We start from the raw sequence: 12,929 nt of genomic DNA on the forward strand, positions 1-12,929 counted from the left end.
GGCGAGTATACGCGCCCAAGGTTAAGCGAATCTGTCACGGAGAGGCTGGGAACCGGCTAGCTCCGCTGCCTGCTGGTCCCCCCTGCCATTTTCCCCACGATCACGCCATGGTCGGCGTAGAAGCGTCTCGGCTGGCCCAACGCCTGCGCCAGCGGCACCCGCTGCAGTCCGGGTTGCAGCTCCAGCGGGGGCGGACCAGGCTGCACCCAGCTGAAGGTGTCGCCGGTCAGGGTGCGGCCACCACCGCTGTACAGGGTGCCCGTGCCCTCTGCCTGTGGCGGCAGGGTCACGCCCGGCAGTTCCCACAGGCCCGCACCGATGGGGCCGGGGCGCACCCGGAGGCAGATATCGGGGCCGTCCAGCCACAGCCACAGCTGCTCGCGCACGCCCTGCGCCGGGGCTTCCGCTTTGGCTGCGTCCACAGCCAGCCATTCGGCCCGGAGGCGGGCATAGTCGGGGGTCCGTGCCCACTCACGCAGCCAGGGCAGCGTGGCCGCCGGCAGGTGCTGAGGCAGCAGCGCGGAGTCGGGGCCGTCCAGAAAGTAGGCGCGGCGCAGTTCGGTGGCACTCAAGCCGCCTTCCAGCTCCGGCAATACCAGCCGCTCCCAGTCGGGGAACCAGTGCAGGTAGGCGCTGGAATCGTCCTTCTCGTAACCCACCAACGTGACCCCCTCGCCAGGAGCGAACAGGCCGCGCACGTCGGCGGCCCAGGCGGCAGCATCGAAGCGGTCGGGCAGCGGGCAAAAGCGCACCCGGCCCAGGTCTGCGCCCACTTCGCTCAGCGCCAGCCGCCACAGCTGCTCGCGCTCCTGCGGCGTCCAGGGGTTCTTGATGCTGCGGGCCAGGTTGCTGCTGCCCAGCCCCAGCGTAAGCCGGGGCGCGTGTTCCAGCGCCGCCAAGGCCGAGGCGACATGTGCGTGGTGCGGCGGCTGAAAGCGGCCGATATACAGCGCATGGGTGGACGCCGCCGTCATGGCTGGCCCTGCCCCCGCTCCCGCTGCTCCCACAACTCGATCAGCCCGCGCAGGGTCAGGCCCTCGTCGTAGAAATCCACCTCGGTGCAGATGCCCTGTAGCACGCTGGCAAAGCCCCCGGTGGCGATGGTGATGGCAGGCGCGTCCAGCTCGGCGCGCGTGCGGCGCAGCAGGCCGTCCACCATTTCGGCGTACCCGAAGACCAGGCCCGCTTGCAGCGCCTGCACCGTATTCTTGCCGATGGTGCGCGGCGGAGCCTGAAGCGCGATACGCGGCAGCTTGGCGGCGCGGGCAAACAGGGCGTCGGCGCTCACCTGCGCCCCGGTCGCCAGGATGCCGCCCAGAAAGCGGTGGCCGCGCCCGATCACGTCGAAGTTGGTAGAGGTGCCGAAGTCCACCACCACGGCGTATTCGGCGTTCTCACGCTCCAGATAGGGCTGCGCACCGAACAGGTTGCACAGCCGGTCGGCGCCCACCCCGGCAGGGTCGTCCAGCTCCACGCTCACCTGCGGCAGTGCGGCACTGCTGACCGAAAAGGTCCGCATGCCGAAGCGGCGTTCCAGCGCCTGTACATAGTTCTCTCCCACCGGCGGGGCCACGCTGCTCAGCACCGCCTGGGCCGGCAGCTCGCGCCCACTCATGGCGAACAGTGAGCGCACCTGCCGCGCCAGGTCGTCGGGCAGCAGGTCGCGGTTGGTGCGGACCCGCCAGGTATCCACCAGGGCCCGGCACCCATCGGTCAGGCCCAGCACCGTACTGGTGTTCCCGATATCGATGACGAGAAGCGGTTGCGCGGCGTGGGCGGGGGATGCAGCGTGGGCGGAGGTCACGGGCCGCATTGTAAAGCAGTGCCCGGGGCGCCCGCCCTGGCGTGGCAGGCCAGCAGAAGGCCGGCCCAGGCCGTTTGGCGCAGGCTCCTAGGGAAGCAAGAACTTTGGGAAGCGCCCAGAGTCGCCTGCACCTCACGTCCGTCAGGCAGAGGTGGCAAGAGGCGTGACAAGTCTGCGCCCTCTGGGCTAAGATGCCTGCACCTTTACAACTCAGGCACAGTTCAGGCACATCTGACCACATCGGCACCCCCCTTCTATTTCTCTATTCGCGGGACGCGGCTCCTGGCACGTTTACGTTTTCCTGCGTGCCCGGAGGGTGCCCGGTCCCAGTCAGGAGCTTTCCCATGAGCATGGACGCCGCACTTCTCAAGCAACCCCTGATTCCCCCCACCGACCTGCTGGCCCAGGAGTCACCCTACAGCGCCGCAGAAGCGCAGGCCTGGCTGGGCCTCAGCCCCGAGCAGTACTGGCTGAGGATTGCCGGCGAGCTGGACTGGTTCAGAGCACCGGACAGAGGCTTGGAAGGAACATTCGGCGACTTCCGGTACTTTCCGGGCGCCACCGGCAACGTGAGCGTGAACTGCCTGGACCGCCACCCGGCGGAGCGCATGGCGCTGCTGTACGAGCGCGAGGACGGCCAGCGTGAAGAATGGACCTACGGCCGCCTGACCGGCGCCGTGGCCCGCTTTGCCGCCGCGCTGCAGGACCTGGGCGTGGCAAAGGGCGACCGGGTGGCGGTGTACCTGTCCAACGCCCCCGAAGCCTTTATCGCTATTCACGCCTGCTACCGCATCGGGGCCATTTACTCGGTGATTTTCGCGGGCTTCAGCGCCGGAGCCGTGCGCGACCGGCTGGAAGACGCCGCGCCCAAGGTCATCATCTGCACCGACGGCACGCTGCGCCGGGGCCGCACGGTGGACCTGAAAGCCACGCTGGACGAGGCGCTGGCCGGCATCACGTTCGCAGGGGAGCGCCCGCAGGTGGTCGTGGCGCGGCGTATCGACCCGGACGCTCCGCTGGGGGAAGGCGAGCTGGACTTCCACGCCCTGCTGGACGCCACCGAGCGCCACGCCGAACCCGCCGAGCTGGAAGCCAACGACCCCGGCTTCATCATCTATACGTCCGGCACCACCTCCAAGCCGAAAGGGCTGGTCCACTCGGGCCTGGGCTTCCTGACCGGGGCCTATGCCAACGTGAAATGGTCGCTGAACCTGCACGAAAATGACGTGTACTGGTGCACCGCCGATGTGGGCTGGCTGACGTTTCCCATCTTCGCGCTGGTGGGCGGGCTGGCACATGGGGCCACCCATGTGGTGTACGAGGGCAGCATCGACACGCCGGATTTCGGGCGGCCCTACGACATCATGAGCCGCTACGGCGTCACCAAGATTTTCACCGCGCCCACGGCCCTGCGGATGATGCGCCGCGCCGGAGACGAACTCGCGGCCGGGTACGACCTGAGCCGGCTGGAACTGGTCGCGCTGGTGGGCGAACCGCTGGACCCCGAAACTTTTCACTGGACGTTGGCGCAGCTGGGCGGCGGGCGCTTGTTCGTGAACAACACCTACGGCCAGACCGAAACCGGCACCGCCTGGGCCAGCTCCATGGTGGGCCTGACCCCCACGCGGGCCGGCAGCTGCGGCCACCCGCTGCCCGGCTACCGCGCCGAGGTGCTGCGGGAGGACGGCACCCCGGCCGGCCCCGGCGAGCTGGGCGCCCTGACACTGAGCGAACCGTTTCCCTGCCTGGCCCGCACCGTGTGGGGCGACCACAGCCGCTACGAAAGCACCTACCTGAGCGACTTTCCGGGCCGCTACGCCGCCCACGACGGCGCCCTGTTCGACGCCGACGGGCAACTGTGGGTCACGGGGCGGCTGGACGACGTGATTAACGTGGCCGGGCACCGCATCGGGACGATGGAGCTGGAAGCGGCGCTGATTGCCCACCCGGCTGTCAGCGAGGCGGCCGTGGTGGGCGTGGACGACGACCTCAAGGGCACGCTGCCGGTGGCGTTCGTGGTGCCACGCGGCGGCGTGGACAGGGGCGCCACCCTGGAACATGAACTGAGCGAAGCCATCGTGCGCGAGGTGGGCGCCATTGCCCGGCCAGGGCGCGTCATCGTGGTGGATACCGTACCCCGGACCCGCAGCGGCAAGATTATGCGGCGGGTGCTGCGCGACCTGCTGGGCAGCGGCGAGGCGCAGGGCGACCTGAGCAGCCTGGAGAACCCGGACGCGATTGCGGTGGTGCTGGACGCCATCCGGAGCTGAGAGACGCAAAAGGGCAAGGGAGGAACCCGCCCCACCTCCGCCGCGTAACAGCCGGCGGAGGTCTTTTCGCATGTTCAGACACCCTGCCTTCCGGTCTGTGACGTCCTACCGACAGCGCCCCACGTTCCTCCGCTCCCCTTCCTTCCGCGCCGCACTCCGTACCAGGCTGCTTGGCACGCTGCTGGCGGCCGCACTGGTGCCGGCCCAGGCGCAGGCGGTCTCCTTCCCCCCGCTGACTGCTCCGCTGCTCACGGCGCCAGTCATGACCGTGCTGACCCCCGACGAAGTACTGGAACTGATGGAGAGCGGCAGGCTGGACGAAGCCGAGCAGGCCGCCCGCGCCGCTGCCGCAGCGCACCCCGAATCGGCCCGCGCCCAGGTGGTGCTGGCCCGCATCCTGGCCCGGCAGGAGCGGCTGGACGAGGCCCGCGCCGTACTGGCCCAGGCCCAGGCCCTGCCGCAGTGGGAGGAGCAGAACATCCGCGTGCCGTTCAAGTCACCGAAGGCCATAGATAGGGTGATGCAGCGCGACCCGGCCCGCGCCCTCGGAATGATTGCCGACGTGCTGCTGGCCGAAGGTGACGACCCCAAGGCGTACTATTTGCAGTCGCTGGCACTGGTGCAATTGGGGCGATATGACCAGGCGCAGGCAGCTCTGAACCAGGCCAGGGAACACGGCGACGTCACCGTGTTCGCGCATCCCGACACGCTGGCACGGCTGGAACAGTTGCTGCGTGAACGGCCCAGCACCCCCCCCACCGGTGCAGCGGCCGGTCCGGGACTGGAGCCGCCCAAGCCGCTGCCGTGGTGGGTGTGGGCCGGCGTGGGCGCTGGCGCTGGAGCCCTGGGCTGGTGGGGCATCGCAGCCTGGCAGCGGGCGGCCGCGCGGGCCAAAGCCGAGCGCAAAAGGGCACTGTACGAGGCCGGTAAGCAGCTGGACGCGGACATCTTCGCCGCCCAGCAGGCGCTGGCCGCAGGCCACACCCCCGAGCTGGAGCGGCGGCTGGGGCGGCTGCGGAATCTCCAGGGCCAGCTGCGTGCCTGGGAGCGTGGAGATACTGACGGCCCGGACATCACCCGGCAGTTCGGGGCACTGCTGGCGGCCTCACAGAGTGACGCCAGCTGGCAGGAGTATCAGGACGACCTGGCCCAGCAAGCTGCCGAGGAAGCTGCCGAAGAAGCCCATGCCGCGGCTGGTCACCAGAACCGCAGAGGCAGTGATGGCCCTTCCAGCTTCCGCGACGACACTGACAGCTCGTGGAGCAGCGGCAGTTCGGGAAGCGGGGGCGGCAACAACGGGGGAAGCAGCTGGTAAGAGCCGGTAGCCGGGTTAGGGCCGGCTCAGCCAGAGCGCACACAGCAGCGCCGCGCCCCACAGCGCGAACAGCGGGTCCCACAGCAAAGCGTGTCCCAGCAGCGCCGGGCGGGGAGAGTCTCCCCCCTGCCACCAGCCCAGCAGGACTCCGGCCGCACCCAGCGCATTGGCGGCGCCGTACAGCAGCAGAAAGCCGCCGCCCAGCCACGCTACCCTGCGCCAGAAGGCCGGCCAGGGTAGCCCGCCCTGTGCATTCGCCCACGGGGCCAGTGCGGCCGCCGCTTTGAAAGCGGCCACGGCCAGCAGGGTCAGGCTCTCCCCCAGCGGACTCTGGCGGACTGCCGCCACGGCAGCAGGGCTGACGGTGTCCAGCAGCCACACCCCGCCTAGCGCCCAGTACAGGCTGACAGCGGCGTGTAGGCTGCCCAGCACAGCCGCAAGCCCGAACCAGCGCAGAGCGTTCATGTCAGCACCCTACCCACTGCTCCCAAGTGCTATGTCAGGTCGTCTGCCCCAGCCAGGCCCGCAGCGCCTGCTCGTGCGGCGTGGGCGGGGATGGGGGCAAGTGCGCAGGCGACAACTCCAGGTCAGCCGCCAGTACACCCGTCCGGTACTCGTTTTGCAGTGGGTGCCCACTGCCCGCCGCTCGCACGCGGCCCGCTTCCCGCAGCGCGTCGTCTGACCCCTCGGCCAACCAGGGCAGCAGCTCCAGGAAGCCCCCGCGTGGCTCCGTCATGGCGTAGCTTTGCGGCGTGCCCTCGTCCAAGCGCCCCGTAATCGCACTTTGCCCGTCGAAGGTCAGGTCCAGCAGGTTGCCCACCACCATCGGGTTGACCGCGTAGCGAATCTGCCCCGAAGTGGTCACCTGCCAGCTGCTTTCCAGCCACGCGACAGGCTGCGGGCGAAGGTGGGCCGGGTCGGGCGGCAATCCCTCGTCGGCGGTCCAGGCCGAGCCGTTCGCATCGGGCTGCAGCAGCACGGTGCAGCCCTGCTCGCGCAAGGCTCCAATCACATCGGCGCGGAAAGCGTCCAGCGAAATCGCCACCCCCAGGTCACCGACAGGCGTGGGAAAGACCCGCAGTTCATCCAGCCGCCCCGCGCTGAAGTCCAGGCCGCCCGCCTCCTCCGGCGGGGTGAGGTGAACCTTGTCGGTGCAGCCCACCAGGCGGCCATCCGGCCCGAAGATGACGGTTTGATTGGTCAGCACGCCAGGCACGCGGCGCACCTCTCCCCCACTCAGAAAGTAGCGCGGCATCGGCAGCGAGCCACAGCACAGATACACGCCGTAGCTCAGCGCCAGGTCGCGGCACACAGTCAGGTAAAGCGGCACCGTGACGCGGGACAGGTGAAACTGCACGGCGCGGATGGGCGACACCCGCTCGGTCAGCATGATGTGCAGGACGGCGGGCCAGTGCCGCAGCACCAGCTCCCGTGCCGCGCCTGCAAAGGTCTGCACCCGTACCCCGCCCAGCAGCAGCAAGGGCAGGCCATTCAGCTCGGTCAGCACGACCAGATTGGGTTTGTCTCGCGCCAGCTTCGGCTCTGCTTGCCGCAACTGCCCACCCAACCAGCGCTGAAAGGCGGCAGGTGTGGCGAAGTCGCTCACCGACCACTGAGGCTGCACGGCAACGGCGCGAAACTGGCGGCGGGTCATGGGTGGCATTGTAGCGGCGCTGCATTGTTGGGGGGCTATCCTGTGATGGTGCGTCTCCCGCTGCCGCTCCCCATCATGCTGGCTGTCGCTGTGCCGCTGATATTCGGCGGTCTGACCTTGCCCCTGGCTTACGGGTTCGGGTACGGCAGCCAGCAGCCGAGTGTGAGTCAGGTCTGGCCCGCGCCTGCCTCTGCCCCAGCTTGGGCGGGATATGAAGTGGTGGGGATGGATGTTTGGAGCGGTGCTTTCAGTAACGCCAGGGTAGACGGCTATCTGCTGACCCTGCGCTGCCGTGACAACCCCAAGCGGCGGCTGGAGCGCGACTACTGGCCTGGACCGGAATGGGACGGACGGGTGGAGTGGAAGCAAGACGGGGTGACTTATTTCCCCAAAAAGCACATCCCCAAAAGTGACCCTGAGACTTTCACCCTGGATGAAGCCAAACGACTGAAATGCGAATAGTCACCCTTCAAAAACGCTGCCTTTGGCCCCTGCTGTTGCTCACCGCCTGCGCTCCCGCTGAGCAGCAAACCCAGCAGGTCTGGCCCGCACCCGCCGAAGCCACTGCCTGGCAAGGTTACGAACTGGCGGGCATAGGTGGCATGAGCGTGCAGGGCGCAACCGCCGAGCGTTGGCTGGTGCTGCGCTGCGTGTCCCAGCCAGAGCGCAGGCTAGAGCGCGACTACTGGCCTGGCGCGGATTGGGACGGCGGGGCCGAGTGGACGGGCGAGAGCGTGACCTATCAGCCGAGCAATAGTCACCCTGCTGTGAAACCGTACACCTTCACGCTGGAAGAAGCGCAGCGGCGACTAGGCTGCGGGGATTAGAACAGCCACCACCACGGGACAACGCGCACCTGAGTCATGACGTTCAGGGCAATCTGTTGGTAGGAAGTGTTATCCGTCAGCTCTTTACCGACAATGCGGCGTAGAAGAATATTGTAAGTCACTTTGTAGGAGTCGGCGGGCAAGCCTTCCGTAGACAGCCACACCTCCCCCGACTCCGAGCCACCCGCAGGAATGGTGATGGGCGCAAGGGCTATCATCGTGCACGCCATGTCGCCTGCCGTTCGCTGCACTTGTCCACGCGAATCAACGAAGCTGGGCTGATTTTCGACCAAGAAGCAGTTAAAAGGCTCCGCAACTGTCACAGGCTCGGACGTGTGATTAAACACCGTCATGGTCATGGCATTGCCCCGCCCCTTCACCACTGTAGGATGCGTCAGGCTCACGCTGAGGCCGTCCCTCTGCTCCGAGGTTACGGTCACTTGCGAGTTTCCCCAGAAAGTCCCGGCAGCGTAGAGAAAAAAGGCGACATAGGCGACGAGCGTCAGCACGCTCAGGCCGAGGACTTTCAGCAAATGCCCAAGCCAGTTAGCGGATTTCAAAGCGCACTTCCTGCGGTTTGGGGCTAAGTTTCCGCCAATCCTTGCCCGCCACGGCTTGCCAAGTTTCTGCCCCCAAACGGTACTCACCCTTCGGAAAGCGGTCAATAATTCCGCTCAGCCTCCCGCTAAGGCTTTCGCCAGCGCCAAGTATGGTGGGCGCACGAGCTTCGGTGGTGCAGGCATAATTCGTCTGCCGCTCTGGTTCTGGCACCTTGCCCGTTTTCACGTCTACCACGCGCCAGATAAGCCTGCAGCCGAAGGGGTCGCCTATATTGAGCGGCTCACTGCCCAGATTGGTGTAAGTCACCCCCAACGGGTAAAAATCCTGCGGACTCACCCACAGCGGCGCATCCAGCCGAATCTGCAACTCGCCCAGCCGCAGCGTTTGGGTCTGTACTTCCTGCGAGACTTGTGGCTGACAGCCCGTCAAGGTCAGCGCCAGCACACCCAACACCCGCTTGTTCATACCCGCACCTCCCCACATCAAATAAGGCCGCCAACGCCCCAGCCTGAGCGGGAGCATCTGCGGCCTAGCCTAACGACAATGGGTTAAGGGAAACGGACAGGGAGTGGTTTTCTGGTTCTCAAGTTTCTACACTTCCGAACATCCATCAGCCCGCAAGGGCGAAACCATCAACCATCAACCCTTCACATCTCCATGCGCGTCTTGAGGAAGTTGGTCAGCACCGCGCCCTGCTGATAAAAGGGATTGTCCATGATTTTCACGTACAGGGGAATGGTCGTCTTCGGCCCCTGAATCACGGTTTCACCGAGGGCACGCTTCATGCGGGCAATCGCCTGCTCGCGGCTGTCGTCATGCACAATCAGTTTGCCAATCAGGCTGTCGTAGTGCGGGGGAATCGAGTAGCCGCTGTACACATGGCTGTCCACGCGGGTCTTGGGGCCGCCCGCAAAGTGAACGTCCTCGATTTTGCCTGCAGCGGGGCGGAAATCCTTGTCGGGGTCTTCGGCGTTGATGCGGCACTCGATGGCATGGCCTTGCAGCTTCACGTCTTCTTGCTGAAGGTGCAGGCCCTCGCCCGCCGCAATCTGAATCTGCAACCGCACAAAGTCGAGGCCCGAAATCATCTCGGACACGCAGTGCTCCACCTGAATGCGGGTATTCATCTCCATGAAGTAGTAGTTGCCGTCACGGTCCACGATGAATTCCAGCGTGCCCGCGCCCGCATAGTTCACATGCTTTGCCAGACGCACACCAGCGGCCAGAATTTCTTGGCGCAGGTCGTCGGGCAGCGTGGAAGGCGCTTCTTCAATCAGCTTCTGGTTGCGCCGCTGAATGGAGCAGTCACGCTCGCCAATGTGGATGACATGACCCTGACCGTCGCCCATGACCTGCACTTCCACATGGCGGAATTCTTCCAAAAACTTCTCCATGATGATGGCCGGGTCACCAAAGTACAGCCGCGCTTCTTCCTGCGCCTGCGAGAAGCCTTTTTGCATCTCTTCGTCCGAGCGAATCACCTTTTGGCCGCGTCCGCCACCACCCGCCGAAGCTTTGAGCAGCACGGGGTAGCCGATTTCACGGGCCGCCGTAAGCGCCGCTTCGGTGTCTTCCAGCACGCCGGTTCCAGGCACCGTCGGCACGCGGGAAGCCGCTGCAATCTCGCGCCCACCCGCCTTGCTGCCGAGTTCGCGCATGCTTTCGGGCGTCGGGCCGATAAAGACCAGGCCGTGGTCGCGGCACATCTCGGCAAAGTCGGGGTTCTCGGCCAGAAAACCGTAGCCGGGGTGAATGGCTTCCGCGCCGGTCATCAGCGCCGCCGAAATCACGTTTTGCACTTTCAGGTACGAATCGGTGCTGGCAGGCGGCCCCACGCAGACCGACTCGTCGGCCAGCAGCACGGGCAGGCTCTTTTCGTCTGCCGTGGAATACACCACCACCGTCTTGATGCCCATTTCGCGGGCGGTCCGGATAATCCGCAGGGCAATCTCGCCCCGGTTGGCAATCAGGATTTTCTTGAACATGTTTTGCCTCCAGCAAAAAAGTCAAAGGGTCTAAGCGTCTAAGGGTCTAAAAGCCTTTACCCTTAGCCCTTTCGACCTTTTGACCCTTAGACCTTTTACTCGATGATGAACAGCGTCTGTCCGAATTCCACCGGCTCGCCGTTGCTCACCAAAATCTCGCGCACCACGCCGCTGCTTTCGGCCTCAATCTCGTTCATCAGCTTCATGGCTTCGATGATGCACAGCACCTGGCCTTCTTCCACCCGGTCGCCCACTTTCACGTAGGGCGCGGCGTCGGGGCTGCTCGCGGCGTAGAAGGTACCCACGATGGGAGCCTTGACGGGCGTGCCTGCGCTGGCAGGAGCTGCTGCAGGCGCAGTCGCTTCAGCTGGGGATGCAGCAGCGGGAACGGGGGCCACCTCTGAAGCTGCAGAGGCTTCGGCAGGAGCCGCTGGTACCGGGGCGGAGGCAGGCGCGGGGGCGGCCATAGGTGCGCTAGCGGGGGCCGCATGGCTGGCCGCACCCGACATCGGCAGGCTGCTGCCACCAGAGGCCAGCGGGCCACGGCGCAGCTCCATATCGAAGCTGCCGGTCTTCAGGCTGAATTCACGCACGTCGGCGTAGCTGAGGGCGTCAAGAATCTTCTTGAGGTCGTCTGGATTCATGGTTCTCTCCTCCTGGTCAGGGGTTGGATTGTCAGTCTGGGACTTTCCCGATGATGACACATTACTCGCCGAACCTGCCAAGAGGGGCGCAGCCGGAACAGCGTCCAGGATGAACGGCTCCGGCGCAGCCGCCCGCAAGACAGACGAGAACGCCCCTATCCCGGACGGGGAAAGAGGCGTTCAGAGGGAAAGTGAGGGCAGCTCAGGCGCGGCTGAGGTATTCGCCGCTGCGGGTATCCACCTTGATGTCGGTGTCCTGCTCCACGAACAGGGGCACCTGCACCACGGCGCCGGTTTCCAGGGTGGCGGGCTTGGTGCCGCCCGACACGGTGTCGCCGCGCACGCCGGGGTCGGTCTGGGTGATTTTCAGGATGACCTGGTTGGGCAGGATGATTTTCAGGGGCTTGTCGCCGTACATCTGCACTTCGACTTCCATGTTCTCTTTCATGAACTTGGCCGCGTCGCCCACCAGCACGCCGGTCAGGTGCACCTGGTCAAAGGTTTCCATGTCCATGAATACGAAGTCAGAGCCGTCGGGGTACAGGTACTGCATGGTCTTACCTTCGATGAAGATGTCCTGCAGCTTTTCGCCGCTGTTGAAGGTGCGGTCCACGATGGAGCCGGTTTCCAGGTTGCGGAATTTGGCCACCACTTTGGCGCCGCCGCGGCCGATCTTCTGGTGCTGGAAGTCCAGGCATTCCCACAGGCCGCCGTCCATCTCCACTTTGGTTCCGTTTCGCAGGTCACTTACGCTAATCATATCGGCCACACTATGCCACACGGCGGCCCCCTAGCGCAGCCCAGGTGCTATACTGCTGCGGTTGCCTGGACCTGTAAGCAGGTCAGGAAGTTCCGAGCAGTGGGCCAAGAGCGCCGCCCTCCCAAAGAGTGGCCCTGGCTCCCTGCACGCCGCCGCCGGCAACGGCGCAGCAGCACGGACAGGCACGGTCCTTTGGAGGAAACTATGGATATTAACGCAAAAGCCCGCAAGAGCGGCGACAAGCTGGAACAGGGCATGATTCCTGCCGTCGCCTACAACAAGGAAAAGAACGTTTCCTTCGCCATTGAGCGCAAGGTCTTCGACAAGATTTTCCGTGAGCAGGGGATCAGCGGCCTGTTCGACATCAGCATTGACGGCGCCGAGGCTTTCCCCGCGCTGGTCAAGACCGTGCAGATGGACAAGCGCCGCCGTGAGCCGATTCACGTGGACTTCTACATGGTGACCTACGGTCAGGCCATCGAAGCCAGCGTGCCTCTGCACACCACCGGCAAGTCCCAGGGCGAAATCGAAGGCGGCCTGGTGGATATCGTTCACCACAACGTGACCGTGCTGGCCCCCGGCCCCCGCCGCATCCCGCAGGAAATCGTGGCCGACCTCAGCGGCCTGAACATCGGCGACCACATCGCTGCCGGCCAGCTGCAACTGCCCGAAGGCGTGGAACTGGCGATGGACCCCGAAATTAACGTCATCAGCATCCTGCCTCCCCGCCTGACCGAAGAGGAACTGGCCGCCGAAGCCGAAGCTGCCTCCGCTGCTGGCGCCGAAGCCGCCGCGATGGGCCAGGAAGACGAGGAAGCCGGCGAAGACCTGCCCAAGGAAGGCACCGAAGGCCGCAACCTGGACAAGGACAACCACAAGGCCGAGGAAATCCGCTCCGAGAGCGGCCAGGAAAACAACTGAGCTGAGCTTGAGCCTGGGCTTCAGCCCTGCTTAGACGCCGGACTTCCCCGCGTGGGAGGTCCGGTTTTTGCTGGCTCTCCTCAGCTTGGGGGATGAACACGCCCGCATTTCCCTCTCCCCCAACCGCAAAGGGCCGGCGGCCCTACCCCAACCGGGCAGGTGACTGTACCCAGCAAGTGCCCGACTGG

14 protein-coding genes are annotated in these 12,929 nt (G+C 65.6%); 5 read left to right on the forward strand and 9 right to left on the reverse strand.

From position 1 onward, the window contains the following. Positions 1-56: 56 nt before the first annotated feature. On the reverse strand, positions 57-974 hold the full coding sequence (locus tag DEIPR_RS06785; protein WP_013615100.1) for an adenylyltransferase/cytidyltransferase family protein: 918 nt from the start codon (positions 972-974) through the stop codon (positions 57-59). Further along, the gene (locus DEIPR_RS06790) at positions 971-1,813 is read right to left on the reverse strand and encodes a type III pantothenate kinase (RefSeq protein ID WP_013615101.1); all 843 of its coding nucleotides are present in this window, start codon (positions 1,811-1,813) and stop codon (positions 971-973) included. The genes DEIPR_RS06785 and DEIPR_RS06790 overlap by 4 nt, the downstream gene beginning before the upstream one ends. Before the next feature lie 335 nt (positions 1,814-2,148). Between DEIPR_RS06790 and DEIPR_RS06795 the strand changes: the two genes are divergently transcribed. Beyond that, a complete protein-coding gene (locus DEIPR_RS06795; RefSeq protein ID WP_013615102.1) occupies positions 2,149-4,074 on the forward strand; it encodes an acetate--CoA ligase in 1,926 nt (641 codons plus the stop codon). Between the two features lie 97 nt (positions 4,075-4,171). Continuing rightward, positions 4,172-5,389, forward strand: coding sequence for a tetratricopeptide repeat protein (locus DEIPR_RS06800; RefSeq protein ID WP_174260420.1), 1,218 nt, complete (start codon positions 4,172-4,174; stop codon positions 5,387-5,389). Positions 5,390-5,404: 15 nt separating this feature from the next. On the opposite strand, the gene DEIPR_RS06805 is transcribed toward DEIPR_RS06800, so the two are convergent. Then, positions 5,405-5,854, reverse strand: coding sequence for a DUF3995 domain-containing protein (locus DEIPR_RS06805; RefSeq protein ID WP_013615104.1), 450 nt, complete (start codon positions 5,852-5,854; stop codon positions 5,405-5,407). Between the two features lie 34 nt (positions 5,855-5,888). Beyond that, the gene (locus DEIPR_RS06810) at positions 5,889-7,043 is read right to left on the reverse strand and encodes a nitrilase-related carbon-nitrogen hydrolase (RefSeq protein WP_013615105.1); all 1,155 of its coding nucleotides are present in this window, start codon (positions 7,041-7,043) and stop codon (positions 5,889-5,891) included. A 48-nt stretch (positions 7,044-7,091) separates the two neighbouring features. Here DEIPR_RS06810 and DEIPR_RS06815 point away from each other — a divergent pair, with 48 nt between their 5' ends. Next, positions 7,092-7,505, forward strand: a complete 414-nt coding sequence (locus tag DEIPR_RS06815) for a hypothetical protein (RefSeq protein WP_148231801.1) — start codon at positions 7,092-7,094, stop codon at positions 7,503-7,505. Continuing rightward, positions 7,496-7,870, forward strand: a complete 375-nt coding sequence (locus DEIPR_RS06820) for a hypothetical protein (protein WP_013615107.1) — start codon at positions 7,496-7,498, stop codon at positions 7,868-7,870. The genes DEIPR_RS06815 and DEIPR_RS06820 overlap by 10 nt, the downstream gene beginning before the upstream one ends. On the opposite strand, the gene DEIPR_RS06825 is transcribed toward DEIPR_RS06820, so the two are convergent. The 5 genes from DEIPR_RS06825 to efp all read right to left on the reverse strand — a co-directional run bounded on the left by DEIPR_RS06825 (position 7,867) and on the right by efp (position 11,820). Next, positions 7,867-8,430: a hypothetical protein gene (locus DEIPR_RS06825; protein ID WP_013615108.1), complete on the reverse strand. Its 564-nt coding sequence runs from the start codon at positions 8,428-8,430 to the stop codon at positions 7,867-7,869. The genes DEIPR_RS06820 and DEIPR_RS06825 overlap by 4 nt on opposite strands. After that, positions 8,417-8,896, reverse strand: a complete 480-nt coding sequence (locus DEIPR_RS06830) for a hypothetical protein (RefSeq protein WP_013615109.1) — start codon at positions 8,894-8,896, stop codon at positions 8,417-8,419. Before DEIPR_RS06830 ends, DEIPR_RS06825 begins: the two co-directional genes overlap by 14 nt. A gap of 182 nt (positions 8,897-9,078) precedes the next feature. Beyond that, a complete protein-coding gene (gene accC, locus DEIPR_RS06835; RefSeq protein WP_013615110.1) occupies positions 9,079-10,416 on the reverse strand; it encodes an acetyl-CoA carboxylase biotin carboxylase subunit in 1,338 nt (445 codons plus the stop codon). Positions 10,417-10,511: 95 nt separating this feature from the next. Continuing rightward, positions 10,512-11,060, reverse strand: a complete 549-nt coding sequence (gene accB / locus DEIPR_RS06840) for an acetyl-CoA carboxylase biotin carboxyl carrier protein (RefSeq protein ID WP_013615111.1) — start codon at positions 11,058-11,060, stop codon at positions 10,512-10,514. Positions 11,061-11,262: 202 nt separating this feature from the next. Further along, positions 11,263-11,820, reverse strand: coding sequence for an elongation factor P (gene efp, locus DEIPR_RS06845; protein ID WP_041221985.1), 558 nt, complete (start codon positions 11,818-11,820; stop codon positions 11,263-11,265). Between the two features lie 204 nt (positions 11,821-12,024). Between efp and DEIPR_RS06850 the strand changes: the two genes are divergently transcribed. Continuing rightward, on the forward strand, positions 12,025-12,741 hold the full coding sequence (locus tag DEIPR_RS06850; RefSeq protein WP_013615113.1) for a 50S ribosomal protein L25: 717 nt from the start codon (positions 12,025-12,027) through the stop codon (positions 12,739-12,741). Positions 12,742-12,929: the final 188 nt, after the last annotated feature.

This window comes from Deinococcus proteolyticus MRP (assembly GCF_000190555.1).
Classification (GTDB): domain Bacteria; phylum Deinococcota; class Deinococci; order Deinococcales; family Deinococcaceae; genus Deinococcus; species Deinococcus proteolyticus.